Raw genomic sequence first — 17,682 nt, forward strand, 5'->3', positions numbered from 1 at the left:
GTACGCTCACGAGAATCCGGAAAATGGGTGAATATTGTGATCTTTAGTGTGCTATTCCTGATGCGAGCGGTATTGGTGGGCTTTTTTAGCATCGGTTTCATTGCGCTTTATCAGCGCTTGTATGTGGCGGTGTTTGTTACGCCAACACCGAATTTGCAGTTGCGGATGTTCTACCGCGTCGCTTTATTGGTCCTCACTTCTGGCATCGGCTTGTTGCTGCATTATGGGGCGGCCAGATTAATGCATGGCGATCCAGGCTTGTTGTACCATAATTGGGCCTTATTCCTGCTGACGACACCGCTGTTTTTCGGCGGCTTCTCGAAACTTGAAGTAACCATTCAAGCCGCGGCGCTCGCAACGTTCTGGTATGGCCATCACCAAAGCAACTGGCTGACCCCGCAAGCACTAGCTGCTGCGGCGTTGATCATTGGCGGCTTATATTTGCTCATGCGTTATCATCAAACGGTGACGACGCATTGGTGGCTTGGCACGCTAGGCTCTGGGGTGCTGGCGGCGGCATTTTGGCTCAGTGCCCCGAATCTGGCAATGGGCATTGCGATCAGTGATCATGAGCGTTGGTGGGCGATCAGCTTATACACCTTGATGTCTGCAATCGTATTGGGTTATTGGCTGCGTCAATATCGTCTAGACGAACATCTGCGCTACGAAGCCCGCATCGCCGATTATGGCACGGATCATGCCCAATATCAGCACGATCAACAAGCCATCACCGCCATGTTTGCCAATGCGCGCCAAACGCAAAAACCGTTGACGTTAGTTTCGATCGACTTGGATCATTTCAAGCAAATCAATGACCGTTATGGTTACTTGGCAGGCAACGCAGTGCTGCTTGGCGTATCAGATACCATCCGCCACAGCCTGCAACAAGAAGCAGCCGCGGCGCATCTTTATCAAACCGGTGGCGAAGAACTCAACATCGTGTTGCCTAACACAACGCCTCAAGCGGCAATAGCCACGATCAAGCATCTTCAAGAAGCGGTGCGCAGCAGTGAATACACCTATCGCCAGCGCCCGATGCAAGTCACGATCTCCATTGGCATCACCGCCTTGCACCCCACTGATACCACGATCGACAGCTTATATAAACGCGCCGATGACGCCGTATATGCCGCCAAGCGCGCCGGTCGGGACACGATTTGTTTAGAACAACACGTCATCAACCCTTCACCCACTCAAACCCCAGACGACTATCGCAAGTTCCACTTCTTTGCCCAAGGCGTCTATGACTTGGGCAAGCCGCACCCGACGCGCTATTATCATGAGTTATTGCTGCGGCGCTACTCAGCGGTGCAGCACCGCTTTGTTTTACCAGACGACTTTGATTTGCCATTGGGTGAGCTGCCGCGCTTGTTAGGCGAGATCTTGAATGCAGACGCGCTGCATAACCTCAACATCAACTTAACTGCCGCGCAATTTCGCGATCCGCAAGTGGCAGCGGTTTTGGCTTCAATGATGCGCCATACCCCAGACCTTGATCGGCTGACTGTGGAGATCACCGCGGTGGCAGATGCCGAAACCACCCGCCACATCACTGCCTTGTATCGCTCTGCCGGCATCAAGATCTTGATCGATGATGTCGGGTCGGATAATTCCTATGAATTGGTGCGCAATGAATTGACTTATGTTGATGGGGTCAAGTTTGCCATGCAAAACTTGCGGCGCACCAACGACGATCAGCAAATGGAAGAACGAATTGCTTTCTGGCGGCAGGTAGCGGCAGACAATCATTTGGTGTTTATCCTTGAAGGCGTCGAAACCGCATCTGATGCCGCACTGGCCCAGCGCTTAGGCGTGCAATATGTCCAAGGGTACTATTTCGATAAACCAACCAATTTGATCAAGGAGGTCGCCAATGAACCTGCTTTGGACTAGCATCAGTTTCTGGATGAGCCTGATCACTAACATTGTGGTGTATTGCGGCGTGTTGTCGTTCTTCTATTGGATCCGCGGCAACATGGCAGACCGCTTCGTGATGCAACACCGGCATGCATTAGAACATGCGGTGGTGATGGGCTTTCTGGTTTATTTATATTTGGAATCGATCACCAACACGTATTTGGGACCGCATGCATTCGGGATGCATTGGACGTTCTTAAACTTGATCATTCTGTTGGTGTTCCAATTTAACGCGATCATGCATTCGCGCATCTTCTTGGGCTTCACCTTACTCGCCAATTGGGGGTATTTGTTTGCCGATGCGACCCACATCACTGCGTCAATGGCGGCATGGGTGATTGGCTTAAACATCGCCCAATACCTCGCCTATCGCTTCGGGGACGTGATCGCACACAAATTATGGTTAGGCACCCTATTTATGATGGGGTTTGGGGTGGTGTCTTTTGCCACAGCTTATGTGATCACCCCAATCCCGTTTGATTTGTGGTTTTGGGTGCGGCAGCTTGGGGCGTGGACGATTCTGGCGATCATCACCTGTACTTATGCCCACGCCTTGGCCCAGCGCAATCGTTTGACTTTAGCCGATCACACCCATGCTTGGCGCGATCCGTTGACGACGTTGTATAACATGGGCGCTTTCACCAAAGGCTTGCAGAATGCCTTCGACCATGCCCAACAAGTGCCTTATGCCTTGATCGAAATTGATATCGATTGGTTCAAGCAAGTCAACGACACCTATGGCCACTTGGTTGGCAACAAAGTCTTGCAAGTCGTTGGGCAAACCCTCACTCAAATTGCTGATAATGCCCACAATCCGGCCAAAGTTTATCGCATGGGCGGCGAAGAATTCAGTGTGCTGCTCACCGGCATTCACGATCAACAAATGGTGTCAGCTCTGGCCCAAAAGATCCACACGCAGCTGGCGACTTTGAACTTTGAAGCTGACGACACGACTTTTGGCATCACCGCATCGATTGGTATCGCGCATGTTCTGCCTAGTGATACCAAGTCCTTGGATATTTATGCGCGAGTCGATCACAGCTTGTATCTGGCCAAGCACGCCGGGCGTAATACCATCGACTACTCGGTGGCACAGTCAAGCAATCAAGCGTAACCATGTGCGATGCGCAAAAAAACGCGGCTCAGCATTTGACTGCTGAGCCGCGTTTGGTATCACTCGCACACCAAATACACGATACGCCTCAACGCTTCGTGTATTCTTGTGGCAGCAGGCGATTTATTTCTGATCTTGTTGCCTGCCAATTGATATTTAATTAAGTACCCAGCATTCGTAAGCCTACTCTTTGCTGGGGTGGTCGTGATACGGTCCTGTTGTACGCCCTGGCATTGCCCGTGGACTAGGTGACCGGGCTTCATAGCGCGCGCTCTGGGGGAACAGGCCACACTCCTGAGCAGAACTCATTCGTGCCAGACCGGCCTGTTTCGGGGTTTGGGGTACAGACAAGCTTGGCCTTCGTTCGTCTCCTCTCCCCTATGCGGTTGAGCAAGTATAAGATAACACCGCCCAAAAACAATTGCAAGCGTTTTTCTAACTTTTTACAATCTTTACAAAGGCAAAAGTTCGCGGGATTTAACCCTGCCTCGTATACTTAAGCTAGACCTAGAAAGGAGGTTATCGATGTGCCTAATCTACTGTATAGCGGCATCGTTGATCGGCCCAAGTCATTATTGATCGTGTCAGAATCCGGCCATGTCCAGCCACTGGAAGTATTGTTCATCCGCGTATTTGCCGTCGCTTACAAGCGTCGGCGTCTGGATGAGCAGGATACTCAAACCTTGGCGCTGGCGATGACGCCGCAGATGGTGGACACCAATCAGCCGATCCGCTACGGCGCTGATATTCTTGTACGCGGCAATGCCGAAACCGTGCACGTCTTGACCCATCCCCAAGACCGGCGTCAAATCGCATCATTATTGCGGATCAACCGCGACAAAATTTTGCAAATTCAAGACAAATGGTTCACCCGCTATATTGGCGATCCTCAAGTCGCCACCAAATGGGCCCAGCACCTGGCAGACGCCACCAACGCCTGGCCGTTGGGATTGGAGCTGGCAAGTTATCAGCAGCGCGTGCGCAAGCTTGCTTGGCAGCACCGCGGCGCAACCCGCCAAACAATCGATTACCTGCAGCACCACCAATCCGTGATCAACGAGCAGACCCGCGACGCGATCATGGCTTTGACCACCCCGCTGACCTTGTTGCGCCAACCAACCAAGCCGGTCGTCGTCAACCCGATTTTCGGCCGGCCCCAACGGCCACGCGAGCCTTCACAAGCCAGCGATGCACAAGCCTACGTCCAGGAACAAGTGCAAGCCATCACACAAGATTATTTGTATGATCAAGCCCATGACTTGCCGCTGTCAGGCAAAGGCACGCCGCTGGATGATGCGGAATTGGCGCGGTGGCAGCAGTGGGTAGATGCCCGATATCTGAGGTGAATCGCTGTATTTCTCGATCCAGCAACAATGCCCACCAACCATGACGGTCAGTGGGCACTTTTAGTATCATGACACTAAGTTGCAGTATGATCCTTACCAGCTTTCGTGGACCCAAGTACCGAAAAGCTCAGGCCATACCGCTACTGTCGGCTCTGGCTCATCATTGACCGCCGCAGTGGCTAAACTCAAGCCGTGATGCCCATGCGGGAAAATGTGCAGCGCAAACGGCACATCATGAGCGGCTAAGGCATCGGCAAACATCAACGTATTGGCGATCGGCACGGCTCCGTCATCAGCAGTGCTCCACAAGAACGTTGGCGGCGTTTGTGCTGTGACGCGCGTTTCCAAACTCAGCGCTTTGATTTGCGCCGCAGCGGCATCTGGCCCCAGCAAGTTGTCAAAGCTGCCGCGATGTGCCTTGGGTCCACCGGTGATCACCGGATACCCAAGCATCAACCCGTCTGGGCGGCTAACGGCCGGATCATAACCAGCCTCTGTCAAGATCGGATCAGCATACAACGTGGCCAAACTCGCCGCCAAATGCCCGCCTGCAGAAAATCCTGCCACCAACACCCGATCAGGTGTGATGTGCCACGCTTTGGCATGCTGGCGCACCAGCGCAATTGCTTCTGCCAGCTGGCGCAGTGCCGCCGGATAGCGCACCGGCGCGATGGCATAATCCAACACGAAGCACGCCATACCGCGCGCCACGAAATCCAACGCCACCGGCTCGCCTTCTCTTGGTGACACAAAGGCATACCCGCCGCCTGGGCAAATAATCGCCGCCGGCCGAGTTTCGCCGTTAAGTGAATCCGGCAAATACGCCACCAACGGCGCTTCATCAAACCCGGCAGGATGAACACTGAGATGCAACACTTCCATAAATAGGCCTCCTGTACAACATCATACTGTGTATTGTAATCGCATTGCCGCCTGCTGTAAACGTTCACAACTGTCTAAAAAGACGCCGCAAAATTTCTGCGACGACTCTTTGTTATTTAGCAGTGACTTGCCACCCGGCATCGGCATGCGTGATGTCTCGCCGCTGCGCCTTCGTCGGATAAAGGACCATTTTCTGCTGGGCTAACTTGTTGGTGCCAGCAAAGATCTGCCACCCAGCGCCATCTAAGCGATAGATCCCGCCTGGCAAACGCGGCACCATCACTTGACCGGCGTCATCGCTGGTGGCGGCCAGCCGCTGCTTGTGGCGGTATAACGCCTTGCCGTGCTTGCGGCGCACCATAAACGTTACCCCAGAAACAGGCGCCCCATTGGCATCAACCACAGTGAACCACAAGTCAAACAAATGGCGCCGCAACAACAGCGTGTGCACATGCTTGCCGATCATCGCCAACAGCGCCAGCAATGCCGCAATGGAACCAATCAGAATGGCCAACTGCTGCCCAGTTTCTTCGCGCTTGGCCGCAGCGACTTGCTCGGCCACTGCCGGCGTATACGGCACGCGCTTGCCGGTCAGCAACAGGCGATGCGAGTTGATCATATACGGCGTGCAGGTCAACAAAGTCGCCAAGTCGCGCCCGGCTTCGATTTTCAAAACCTCTGTGTCATCAGGCAACACCACTTGGATGCGAAACACCCGATAAGCCAAGTGGCGCTTGCCGACTTTCAAGACAAAAAGGTTCCCCTTCTTGACCCGATTGAGATCCGAGAACAGCCTGCGATCCACCAACCCGCGGTGCCCGGCAATCACCGTGTGGGTGTTGACGCCACCAGTGGGATAACTGGTGCCTGGCACCACTGCGACGCCGATGGCCAAAGTTTGTTCCGCCAGCGTCTTAAACAACGGCACCGTTAATTTGATCTTAGGCACCGTCACCGAACCGATTTGGTCGCGCTTCAAGTTGAGCTTGCTTTTCTCGTCTAAACCGGTGAACGGGTCGGCATCTGGATGCAAGCCGTCTTTGGCAAGCTTGGCGTTGGCCTTGGCCATGGCCGCTTGTTGCTTGGCGCTTAACGCTTGGTTGGCTTTGTCCACCCGTGCCACTCTGGCGCGGTCCAGCAGCGTGTTCAACGCCCCGGAATAGAATGGATACAAAGCCACCGCCACGCCAGTCACCAATAAGATGAACGCAATGGCTTGCGTCACCAGGTGCTGGCGGGCACGAGGTTGTCGCTTGGGCATCAGCCGCCCCTCCCTCCAATAACAAAATGGCTCGCCGCGATCAGGCGTCGAGCCAATAACTAACTAACCTTAGACTTCTTCGTGATGCTTACCACGCCGCAGGAACGCCACACCAGCCAACGCAATGGCTACGCCGACTGCGATGACGATGTAGATTCCCATGCCGCCCGTGTGCGGAAGCTCACTTTTAGGGGCATCCTTGACTATGTCTGCCGCATCATCAGACTTAAAAGAGCCTGCCCCAACGACGAACTTCTTTGGTTGCGTCAAAAGCGCGTATGTAGCTGGCGCTACTGTTTCAATTGCTTCGTAGGTGTCAAAGGTCACTTTCTTGGCGTCATCATCGGTGCCAAGCTTGCTCTTGTCATATTCAGTGCCGGATTCGTCCTGTAATGCCGCAGAATATGCCAAGCCTGTAAAGGAGACAATCCCATCTTCACCAGACGTCACAGGCGTTGCTTCATTCTTGTTAGGTGTCCATGAATATCCAGACTTATCCGCATTCTTGACACCATAGAGTTCCGTACCATCACTGTACTTCTTGGCAATGATGAACTGTGCACCTTTCAACGGTGAATTGTCAGCAGCACTTGTCTTCTTAAACTTATATCCGCCAGTCGTGACAGGTGTTTGCGACGTGAACGGCTTTGGATTATGTCCCAAGGTCGTTACCGTATTGGTGGCAGTTTCGTCTGGAATTAGATCTTTGGTCAAAGTTGCAGTATAATTCACGACTAATTTCTTACCGGCATACTTTGCTGCCAACTTTTCAGGATCAAACTTTAACGTAAACCCATGATCGGCATTTGTCGTGATGCCGCCATCCGCCAATAAGACATCTGCCGCAGGAATAGAATGGGTCGGGTCATCAGTCGTCGTGATGGTCAAATCATCAGCAGTTTTAACATTGTCTACGAGTTCTTTATCAGGCGTATCAGTAAAACCAAACGTGTCGCCTGCCTTAAGATCATCTGGCACAGTCACGGTAACATCAAACGGTACCTGATCGCCAACCGCAGTAGCAACAGCTTTTTTGCCTTTGTCATCACCGGCATTCCAGCGGCTAGCGACGTTGGCGCTGGCGTCGATATCCTTGGATAAGGTCTCGCCATAAACGTTCTTGGGATAAATATGCACCGTTGTAGAACCGTCATCACCAGCGGCAGCTAATGGCATCACCAAGACGATTGGTGCCGCTTTGTCAATAATTGACGTGTCACCCTCAACTGTCTCAGGCTTAGACGGGTCATTCGTTGCTGTTGCTGTTGCAGCCCCAGACGCGTCAGTTTCGACAATCACATATACCGCATAAATGTCAGTATTGTCGTCAGTATTGTCGTCAGTATTATCGTCAGTCTTGTCGTCAGTCTTAGCGTCACTTTTGACGCGATTGTTCAGCGTCAGCTTGATGTTACCGTCTTTATCCGTCGTGCCAACCGCGGGGTTACCTTCAGCATCGTTGGCAGGGGTCACTTTAGACAAGTCCTTGTTAGCAAAGCTGGTACTTAAATCTGTCATCCTCTTGTCTGCATCACCGGTCAAGTTATTATATTCACTAGTCGCATCATATACCTTGAATTCAACCCCGGATTGCGGCGTAGCACCCATTTTAGCGATTTGGTCAGCAGTGAGGGCCGCCCCAGACGTATAACCAGTCACGCCGGTTGGAATATTGTTCTCAGGATCCTTAGTGAAGCCTAACTTAGTGATCTGAATTGAAGTGGTGTCTGTGGATGTTGTGGATGCTGGTGTATCATCGCCCGCTTTCACCGTCGATGCCCCAGCAAAGACTTGCAATGCCAGCGGTAGGATCAGTAGTGCGCTGGCAAGAATATGTTTGAATTTGTTCCCTGTCATTTCTTTACGCTCCTAATTTGTGTTGTCTGCTGCTGAAAGGCGCCGCCATAAGTAAATGGCTGCGGCGATCAGCAACGCCCCTAATAGTATTAAGCTTACAGTTGCTTCCCCAGTATCGGGCAACGGCAAGCGCCATCGCGGTTGACTCGGCGGCGTGCTGCCGCCAGTGATCGGTCCGCCTGGCGGAGTCGCATCCGTGTTGGGCAACAGCGGCCGCCCAGCGTAATTCACGATCCACAGGCGTTTGTCCGCTGAAGATTGGGTCATCAGCTGGCCATCGATACGCGGTAATAATGTGGCTTTTTGCACCGTGATCGAACCGGTTTCTGGCACATGCACCGCCACTTGCTGCGCATCAGCGCTGATGCGATAGCCGCTTGGTGCCGCTTCTTCGCAGAAGGCATAATCACCCGGCCCAAGTGCTGGACCGTCGTAGCTGACAATGCCTGCTGCATCTGAAACAAACAGCCGCATCGAATCAATGGTCGCATCAGCATGCCAACCATCGGCAGTCAGCCATTGGCGCAAGCCGTCAACGGTGCGCGTCAAGCTGAATTTTGCCCCGGCTAGCGGGCTTTGTTGACCACTTGCCGCAACGCCATATTTGAAGAAGTACAGGCTTTGCGTCAAGGTCACCGGCTTTGGCGTCAGCACCACGCCGGAACTTGGCACCACCACAGCCATCGCCGCGGCCCAACTGCTTTGGCCAAAAGGCACCAAAGCATCATCTGCCACCGCCAACACCGCAGCGCCTGCAGCGACTTGCGCCATTGGATTTTGTGCAGTGAGGTGAGCCAAGGTCGCAAGCTTGTGCGCTTGCACATACGCTTGGATCTGCGTTGGTGCCATGGCTTGCAGCTGCTCTTGCAGCCCTTGCCAATTGGTTGCGGCCGCATATTGAGCTTGCAAGTCATACACCGTAAATCCTGGCTGGCCGCGCGCTGCTGCCGGCTGGTAGTCGATTGCCACCGAAGCAGTTGAAGCGGCATCAGTTGGCTGTGGCAAATTGTGCGCCACTGCCAGCCATATGGCCATGAACACCATGGCCAAAGTCATCCACCATCGTCTCATGCCGCATCACCACCTTTGCGCTTCTGCCACCATGCCAAGATGAACATCAACGCTGCGGCGATAAACAAACTCACAGCAAGTTCAAGCGGATGCAAGAAGCCGGTGCCGCCGGTGCTAGGCAAGGTGCCTTTCTTGCGTTCATTGACAGTAATGTTGATCGTATAATTCTTCTGGTCAACAGTTTGGGTGCCAGTGAAGCCGTTGCCAAGTGCAACGGTGGCTGTTTTCCCATCACTGGCAATGTTGATCTTGGCGGTACCGCCAAGTGGCGCGTAACCTTCCGGCGTTGAGGTTTCACTTAAGGTATACGTCCCACTGCTGATCTTGCGGCCTGTGGTGGCATCGCCTGTATCGTCAGTCGTCAAAGTTTGCTTGGCAGTTGCTTGAGCCGCGTTGGTGAGGTCAAAAGTAACATCTGATAACGCTTTGTGACTGGCGTCGTCTTGTTTATGGACGTTGATCGTCCAAAGCGGCGGGTCGTATTGCACAAACGTCAACAGGTTATTCACTTCGCAATTGCTTGTCCCCTTGCCGATATAAAAGCCTGTGGTTGTACCAGCGGCAGTTGCGGTGATTGCGCTACCATCTTTGTTGTGCCAATAAACTGGTTTATCCGAAGTAATTGTTTTACCCAAAGTAAATGTGTATGGCTTGGGATCTTGTTGATAACCGTCAGGCGACTTGGTTTCTTTGATCGTATAGGTCCCAGGCGCCAGCGGCTTAAGCGAATCTGTGGTCGCAGTTCCTTGTTTGGCAGATAAGGTCATCACCTTATTGCCATCAGCGTCATCAACTTCAAATTCCGCTGCCAAAGGGGTTTCGTGATTATCCGTCCCGAACTTCTGCGCTTGGATCCCAAATTGGGTGTTGTGCATCGTCACGGTTTGCTGGTCGGGGCTGGTAGTTTGGCCAGTGTTGAGGTACGCATCCAAACCGATGATCTTGCTGTCTGGATCCGCATTGATCTTACCTTCTGTCACCGTGTAGCTGATTGGCTTGTTCTTATCAGCGTTGAGTGTCGATAACCACTTGGCGTTTGCAAAGCCAGTTTTGTCTTCGTCGACTTTCTGGGTATCGTAGTTTTGCATCCAAGCGTGTAATAGCCGATCTGGCTGCTTCAAAGCAGGATCCGGCGGCGGTGAATCATCGGGCAGAATTGGCGCGTAACCCGGCAAACGGTAACGGTAACGCCAAGTTTCAACTTGAGGCAGTGTTTTATCATCTGGTAATTTCCAGCTGAGCGAATTAGTTAAACTAGCTGATGTCTCATCGGTTTTACCATTCAGAATTACTGACACTGCAGGATAATCCTTTTGACTCTGCGCCGGGTAAAGATCTAGTGCCTGCCAAGTTTTCTCCACGGTTAAGCTCTTCGTCACATTGGAAAAAGACAAGTCATTGACCAGAACGTCATTGCCCCCGTCAAATAACTTAAAGTCCAAAGGCTGGCGCGTTGAGTCGGCGCCACTGGCCATATACACCTTATTGGCGGCGATCATGCCGTCTAAGTGAGCAGAGCCGCCCATGCGGACGTTAAAGTATGGCGCTAAGATTGTCCCTTCGATCGTGTCATTACCCAAATCAAGTACCGGCTGATCGGTAAAATCAGCTGGCAGATCAGTCATGGTATTCGGATCTTGAGCGATTTTGGTTGGTACACCATTGTCATCAGTGGTCCGATAGAAGTTCCACAACACCCGACTGCTTTCAGCTTTACCACCAGTGATTTCATTACCCTGCGTATCGGCCAGGATGATGTTGGGTGCTGGGTGGTTGGCTTCGATGGGGTATTTGGGATCGTCGTCACAATTGACGTTGATGATCACTGGTCCAGGATTGCCTGTCGTATCAGTATCACTGGTTGCCAGGCCTTTGATCGTGATCTTGCTGGCACTATCAGTCGCCAGCGACCCTAACGCTTCTTTAAGCGGCATATCAATGTAGGTCGCATCCCGAGAGCCGGTGTGTACCGGATGGATCGTCGCATCCAGCGCATATTGCGAATTGTCGCCAACGTCTAATTCCTTAACGCCATATTCACCAGGTACAGTGACCCGAAAACGCAACATGCCGTCATTGCGGGTGACCCCAGTTTTAATCGGGGCACTGCCATAGCCACCTTTGCCATCAGACTGATATAAGCCAAATTTCACACCTGCCAGCCGTTTGCTGCCATTGGCGTCAAAACCCCATTTAGTCACGCGGATCGGATAAGTTGCTTCGGCGCCGGCAACATCATATGTACGCGCATTGCCGTCACCTTTAACATCTTGGCCTTTATCTTTGACACCTGTAGACGTGCCATATGTCGCAAACAGATCTGATAACGCCTTGAGATGGTTGAACTCATAATCAAAGTCAAGGTAAGGCGTCTTCGCTTGTTCTTGATACAACTGCGGTAAACTGTCAAACCCTGTCTCTTGTCCGTTTTCTGCGAACACCGAAATACCGCTGTTACCGGCGTTGCCAGTTTTGACTTGAGGACCGATGACCATATGTGCAGGATATTCACCAATCGTCATGGTTTTATAGTCCCAAGTCCCAGGAAACTGTTGGATCTTACCAAAATAATATGGCAACTCCTTGGTTGGCAAATCACTGACGCTTCCGTCAGACCTAATATTATTGGTGGCATAAATGTTTTGGGTCGCAATATTGCCGCTAACGGCAGTGGAAGAGTAGTAACTGCGGCTAAAGACGTGAAAACGTTGCGCTGCGCCTAAGAGATCAAATCGGGCATCGTCGTCTGTCCCTGAATAAGATTGGTAATACGACTGCTCTTGCGGCTTTAACTTCGGATTGGCGGCTAGTGCATCAGCAGCTGTCGCCTGCTTGGTCCCTGTAGTCAACAGCACGCCTGCCACCATGGCACAGCCAAGCGCAGCAATCAGCCCACCAAATACCCGCCATTTCTTCTTCAACACCCAGCTCACCCCCTTATTATCAATTCAGCCTTAAATATTTTCCTTAAATCAAAATGGTACCGTTGCCATTTCATCTGACGACCGCAAAATGCGCTTTGCTCCGCTTTGGCACAAAAAAGCCGGCGGAAGTCTTGCGACTCCGCCGGCGAAGGTAAGCATATGCAAATGAATCAGGGCAGACAGGTATTATTAGGCAGACTACCCCAATAATACGGTAAATTAGACCCAGTGTCCCCCAAGAACCATTTTGCGATATTGCCTTACACTCCCAAATAAGTCGCAAATCAGTATCTGAAAAAAATATTTTATAATCGCATTGGTATACGTGCCACTATGATAACGCCCCAATTGTTATCGGTAACACTCATGAGTATTATTATACTGTTACGCGTTCAGAACTCAAGTGATAATGCGAAATGTGCGCTGACAATTTTGAGACACCGTGTATCACGTTGCATAAAACTATGCTCAAATCAGAATCGGTCTAGTCGATCGGCTGATTGGCATAGCCGTCTAACGGGCCATAATGTGCCACCAGCGCCGCCAAGAATTGGCGATCATACGCGGCGCCACCCAGGCGATAAACGATGCGGCCGCGATTGCCATAGCTGAAATTATTCAATGGTTCGTGCAAAGCTTCCGCCAAGATTTTCGGCGTCAGCTTAAATTGCGCGGTGTAATAACGCAACAACAAGCGCACCTTCAACCAATGAAACATCCGCCAGCCGGCTGCAGCCACCACCAACAGCGACACCCCTAACATCGAAAACAGCGACACGCCGATCAATCCATGGGGAAAGAGGATCATTAACAACAACCAGAAGAACAGCGATAACGGCAGGCACAACAACAAAGTATAAGTGATGGTCAGAAGCCATACGCGTTTCACGGAAATCACCTCCGCGACGATTATATCATGGTAAGCGCTTACTGTGGTGTAAACAAGTGATTTAGTCGACTTTTTGTGGGAACAAAAGACGACATGGCCACAGGTCCTTGTATCAAATCAGCAGAATTACGCATTATTAAGTATTGTGGCAAGCATTGTGCACAATGTTGCGTTATAATGCAATTGTAACCGGAAACACCACACTCCCAGAAAGAAGGACTCTGCCATGGCTTACAAAACCATTAATCCATATACAAATGAAACTTTGAAGACTTACCCCAACGCCACAAACGCTGAGTTAGAACAAACCTTGGCCACTGGCCACGCTTTATATATGACTTGGCGCAACGAAGCGCCAGCCACTCGCCAAGCCGTGCTGCACAAAGTCGCAGACTTGATGCGCCAGGAGAAGCAGTCCTTAGCTGAAACCATCACCACCGAAATGGGCAAACTGATCGGTGAAGCCCAAGCCGAAGTGGACTTATGTGCGGATATCGCGGATTATTTTGCCGATCATGGCGCTGACTTCTTGGCACCGACACCTTTGCCAACCAATGCCGGTAAAGCTTACTATGTCAAGCAAGCCGTTGGGGTCTTGGTCATGGTTGAACCTTGGAACTTCCCATATTATCAGATTATGCGTGTGTTTGCGCCAAACTACATCGTCGGCAACCCGATGATCTTAAAGCACGCCTCCAACACGCCAAGTTGCGCCGCCGCCTTCGCTGACGTGGTCCGCCGCGCCGGCGCACCGGCTGGCGCATTGACCAACTTGTTCATCAGCTATGACCAAGTCAGTGCCGCCATCGCCGATCCGCGCGTGGCCGGAGTCGCTTTGACTGGTTCTGAACGCGGCGGAGCTGCCGTGGCCAAAGAAGCCGGTGAGAACTTGAAGAAGTCCACCATGGAACTTGGCGGCAACGATGCGTTCATCATTTTGGATGACGCGGATTGGGACGAAGTGAAAGCCGCTGCCCCACAGGCGCGCTTGTTCAACGCCGGACAGGTTTGCTCTGCTTCCAAGCGCTTCATCGTGATGGCCGACAAGTATGACGAATTCGTTGATTATATGAAACAAGAATTCGCCAAGGTCCAACCTGGCGACCCCTTGGATCCGGCCACGACTTTAGCCCCGCTTTCTTCGGCCAGCGCCAAAGTCAAATTACAAAAGCAAATCGACGCAGCCATCGCTGCTGGCGCCACGCGCGTGATTGGCGACGAACCTGTCGACTTGCCTGGCCAATTCATTCCTGCCACCATCTTGACTAACATCACCAAAGACAACCCGGCTTACAACCAAGAAATGTTTGGCCCAGTCGCGGCAATTTACAAAGTCAACTCCGAAGAAGAAGCCATCGCCTTGGCCAACGATTCCAGCTACGGCTTAGGCTCCACGGTATTTTCCGCCGATCCTGAGCACGCCGATCGCGTGGCGCGCCAAATTGAAGCCGGTATGACCACGATCAACCGCGCTTGGATCACCGCACCTGAACTGCCTTTTGGCGGCGTGAAGAATTCCGGCTACGGCCGCGAGTTGTACCAACTGGGCTTAGATGCCTTCGTGAATGAGCATTTGATCTTAAACGCCAAAGCTTAACTTGATCGCCAAAGCAGGCCGCCTCGCATCGAGGCGGCCTTTTGTGGCGGGATTCCTTGTTCTCATTGCCGGTTTGGATCAATTGTTGGGGAACATTTTCATAAAAATATTCATTAATACATTATCTTTTCTGAAAATGATGACAACTCCTACGTTTCGTGTTACGCTATGGTCGTGGTCTTAATCACGCCACTTGCGAATTCGTCATTTCATGCGCGCCGCCTTCTATTGCTCAGAAGGCGGCGTTTTTGTATCCAGAGCGAAGCAGTCCGCACTTAGCGATGTGTATAAGTCGGGATGACGTTTGGGCGCTTTATGCCCAAGCGGCGTCACGACTTATACGCAATCGCGTTGGACTGCGCAGCTCGACGAAACCAGAGCGGCGCAAAGCGGGTTTAGCCGCTGATATAAGCTGGGATGACGCCAAGGCGCACTTTGCCTTGGCGTCACGCAGCTCGACGAATACCAAAACAGGAAGATCCCGGATCGGTGAAGCTCCGGTGGACGAAACAGTATTTAGGATCGTCTACCTGACAGGTTGTTGTCTGGGCCTGCCTTGCACCAACTCAAATAAAGCCTACAACGTCGTGTCGCTCCACCAACGTTGTAGGCTTTTTTCGCGCTTATTCATCATCAACTAACCAAAATCTTCCCCATCAGCGATTTTATCCAGCAAACTTCTGGACGGAATAAAGAACAGCTCCCCACTGACTGGCGTTGAGAAGTCCAACAAGCGATCTGAGTTGCTGAACATCCCTTCCAGCATCCGCTTGGTGACAAGCCAATGCCGCGCGTACCCAATGAAATACGTGCCGTTAACCCCTTTGGCCGGATCACTATAAGGCACGTTCATGCGGACGATTTTGTGTTCGACGCCGCCGTCGTTATCTTGGGCGACCACGTTATGGGCATTGGGCGCTTTATCGGCATCATCAAGCTCCACATCATCAAATTTCTTGCGGCCAATGGCGGCTTCTTGCTGCTCGGTTTTCAGTTGATTCCATGCCGCTAGATTATGATCGTATTTCTGTGCAAAAGCGTACGACCCGTTGATAAACGTCGGGTCTTCGTCGCCGATCACTGCATATTCCGGCGTGTCCAACACGCTGGGGTTCTCCGTGCCATCGACAAAGCCAATGATCGCGCGGCCTTCAAAATACCGGAAGCCATGAGTCTCATCCACAACTGTGACGCGGTCGCGAATGCGGGTCATCACTTGAGTCATAAACTCGTAAACCACCGCCGAGTTTTTGGCGCGAATGTGAAAGAACAAATCCGCCGGGGTGGCCGGCGCGGTGTACTTTGGCCCAACGACCGGTTCAAATTCAACTAATTCGGCTGGCCGCGGCTGCTCAGGAAACAAGTAGTCCCAAGCGTTGCGCGACAAGCCAAACGCCACCGCCAAGCCGCTGTCAGGATAGCGCACATTCAAAGACGACTCGAAAGCCCGCAGGTGTTCAGCAAGGTCTTGGATCATTTCTAGCGCTGTTGCATGGTCGTCACGCACCAAATTCATCGTCGCAAAAATAATATTATCACCGGCATCTTTATACACCGCCTGCACATCTCGTAAATCAATTGGCATCGTGTCATCCCCCTGATTAAGAATAATTCCAGTATAGCCGCTGGCGCAAAGCGTGACGTGCAGTTTTAGTAAGAATTATTGCAATGTAGCCATCGTAAAGGGTGACGTTACATAATCCCTACCAAATCCATACATAAGTTGGGGCAAGTCTTTACATCAAGTCTGTATCGTTAGGCATGTTCTTAAATCACGCCTCACAAAGGAGACCCAATGATGAAGAAAACGACTTTTGCTTTTGCTGCGATGACCTTATTGACTGTTGGTGCCTTAGCCGGCTGTTCCAGCAAAGATGCCCATGCCGACAACAAGCAGCCATTGACCATGGTGTTTTACCCTAACGAAAGCGCCAAGTCCTTTGCCCCATCGCGCCAAGCTTTGCAGCGCCAATTGGAGAAAGCCACCGGCCGACCGGTGAAGATGCAAACCACCACTGATTACAACGTGGCCATTCAAGCCTTAGCTTCTGGCAAAGCCCAGCTGGCGACTTTTGGCGCCAGCGGCTATATCCACGCCCATCACTTAAACAAAGCCGTGGTGCCCATCGCCGCGATTTCAGGCCCTAAAGGCACGCTTGAAGGCGCCGCTTATCATTCCTACTTAATGGTGCCAGCGGACAAAGCCGCGCAATATAAAGTCGGCGACAAATACAACATCGCCAAGCTTAAAGGCGGCCGCTTCTCCTTTGTTTCCAACACCTCAACTTCCGGCTTCGTCATTCCTAGTGCCAGCTTGTCGCGCGCATTTGGCACCAAAGACGCCCATGCTTTAGAAAAGCCTGGCAAATATTTCTCTAAAGTCTTATACGGCGGCTCGCATCAAGGCAGCGCCGTGAACTTATTTAAAGGCGACGTGGATGCGGCGGCTTTTGACGACACTGACTTGCGCCCTTACTTAGATGTGACCAAAGGCGACTACAACACCGCCGGTTCCGAATTCACCGTCAAAAAAGACGCCCCGGAACCATTCCAAGGCCTTGCCGGCAAGAAGGCCGTCGCTATTGCCGTGCTGCCTGTACAGCGCGAACCTTGGGCAGTCAACACCAAGGCCTTAGACAAAACTACCGTCAAGAAAATCAAAGACATGTTATTGTCTGATCAATTCAACCACGACAAAGGCCTGTTCTCTCCAGAAGGCGCCAAGGATCCGAAGCTCTTCATCAAAGCCACCCCTGAAACCAAGCTCGTGCCGGTTGACGACGACTGGTACAAGCCAACTCACGATTTGATTGGGATGTAAGCC

At 51.9% G+C, this 17,682-nt stretch carries 12 protein-coding genes; 5 read left to right on the top strand and 7 right to left on the bottom strand.

Annotation, left to right across the window (positions count from 1 at the left end; all coding sequences use genetic code 11):
* Window positions 1-36 precede the first annotated feature (36 nt).
* The 3 genes from ACGG90_RS08910 to ACGG90_RS08920 all read left to right on the top strand — a co-directional run bounded on the left by ACGG90_RS08910 (window position 37) and on the right by ACGG90_RS08920 (window position 4,377).
* Entirely contained in the window at window positions 37-1,893 is a 1,857-nt protein-coding gene (locus ACGG90_RS08910) for a diguanylate cyclase (protein ID WP_390408496.1), read from the top strand.
* Window positions 1,874-3,031, top strand: a complete 1,158-nt coding sequence (locus ACGG90_RS08915; RefSeq protein ID WP_390408499.1) for a GGDEF domain-containing protein — start codon at window positions 1,874-1,876, stop codon at window positions 3,029-3,031. The genes ACGG90_RS08910 and ACGG90_RS08915 overlap by 20 nt, the downstream gene beginning before the upstream one ends.
* A gap of 527 nt (window positions 3,032-3,558) precedes the next feature.
* A complete protein-coding gene (locus ACGG90_RS08920) occupies window positions 3,559-4,377 on the top strand; it encodes a hypothetical protein (protein WP_390408502.1) in 819 nt (272 codons plus the stop codon).
* 93 nt (window positions 4,378-4,470) lie between these two features.
* Here the strand turns inward: ACGG90_RS08920 and ACGG90_RS08925 are convergent, their stop codons facing one another.
* From ACGG90_RS08925 to ACGG90_RS08950, 6 genes are all read right to left on the bottom strand, one after another.
* Window positions 4,471-5,259 carry an alpha/beta hydrolase gene (locus ACGG90_RS08925; RefSeq protein ID WP_390408505.1) on the bottom strand — a complete coding sequence of 263 codons (789 nt, stop codon included), beginning with the start codon at window positions 5,257-5,259 and terminating at the stop codon, window positions 4,471-4,473.
* Window positions 5,260-5,371: 112 nt separating this feature from the next.
* On the bottom strand, window positions 5,372-6,520 hold the full coding sequence (locus ACGG90_RS08930) for a class C sortase (protein ID WP_390408507.1): 1,149 nt from the start codon (window positions 6,518-6,520) through the stop codon (window positions 5,372-5,374).
* A 69-nt stretch (window positions 6,521-6,589) separates the two neighbouring features.
* A complete protein-coding gene (locus ACGG90_RS08935; protein WP_390408509.1) occupies window positions 6,590-8,377 on the bottom strand; it encodes a SpaH/EbpB family LPXTG-anchored major pilin in 1,788 nt (595 codons plus the stop codon).
* Window positions 8,378-8,389: 12 nt separating this feature from the next.
* Window positions 8,390-9,448, bottom strand: coding sequence for a prealbumin-like fold domain-containing protein (locus tag ACGG90_RS08940; RefSeq protein ID WP_390408512.1), 1,059 nt, complete (start codon window positions 9,446-9,448; stop codon window positions 8,390-8,392).
* On the bottom strand, window positions 9,445-12,372 hold the full coding sequence (locus tag ACGG90_RS08945; RefSeq protein WP_390408514.1) for a SpaA isopeptide-forming pilin-related protein: 2,928 nt from the start codon (window positions 12,370-12,372) through the stop codon (window positions 9,445-9,447). Before ACGG90_RS08945 ends, ACGG90_RS08940 begins: the two co-directional genes overlap by 4 nt.
* 484 nt (window positions 12,373-12,856) lie before the next feature.
* Window positions 12,857-13,261: a hypothetical protein gene (locus ACGG90_RS08950; protein WP_390408516.1), complete on the bottom strand. Its 405-nt coding sequence runs from the start codon at window positions 13,259-13,261 to the stop codon at window positions 12,857-12,859.
* Window positions 13,262-13,487: 226 nt separating this feature from the next.
* Between ACGG90_RS08950 and ACGG90_RS08955 the strand changes: the two genes are divergently transcribed.
* Window positions 13,488-14,858, top strand: a complete 1,371-nt coding sequence (locus ACGG90_RS08955) for an NAD-dependent succinate-semialdehyde dehydrogenase (RefSeq protein WP_390408519.1) — start codon at window positions 13,488-13,490, stop codon at window positions 14,856-14,858.
* Between the two features lie 637 nt (window positions 14,859-15,495).
* On the opposite strand, the gene ACGG90_RS08960 is transcribed toward ACGG90_RS08955, so the two are convergent.
* Complete coding sequence (locus tag ACGG90_RS08960; protein WP_390408522.1) at window positions 15,496-16,443, bottom strand: Dyp-type peroxidase; 948 nt, start codon at window positions 16,441-16,443, stop codon at window positions 15,496-15,498.
* Between the two features lie 213 nt (window positions 16,444-16,656).
* On the opposite strand from ACGG90_RS08960, the gene ACGG90_RS08965 reads away from it, so the two are divergent.
* The gene (locus ACGG90_RS08965; protein ID WP_390408525.1) at window positions 16,657-17,679 is read left to right on the top strand and encodes a phosphate/phosphite/phosphonate ABC transporter substrate-binding protein; all 1,023 of its coding nucleotides are present in this window, start codon (window positions 16,657-16,659) and stop codon (window positions 17,677-17,679) included.
* Window positions 17,680-17,682: the final 3 nt, after the last annotated feature.

The organism is Lacticaseibacillus jixiensis, assembly GCF_042847315.1.
Taxonomy (GTDB): domain Bacteria; phylum Bacillota; class Bacilli; order Lactobacillales; family Lactobacillaceae; genus Lacticaseibacillus; species Lacticaseibacillus jixiensis.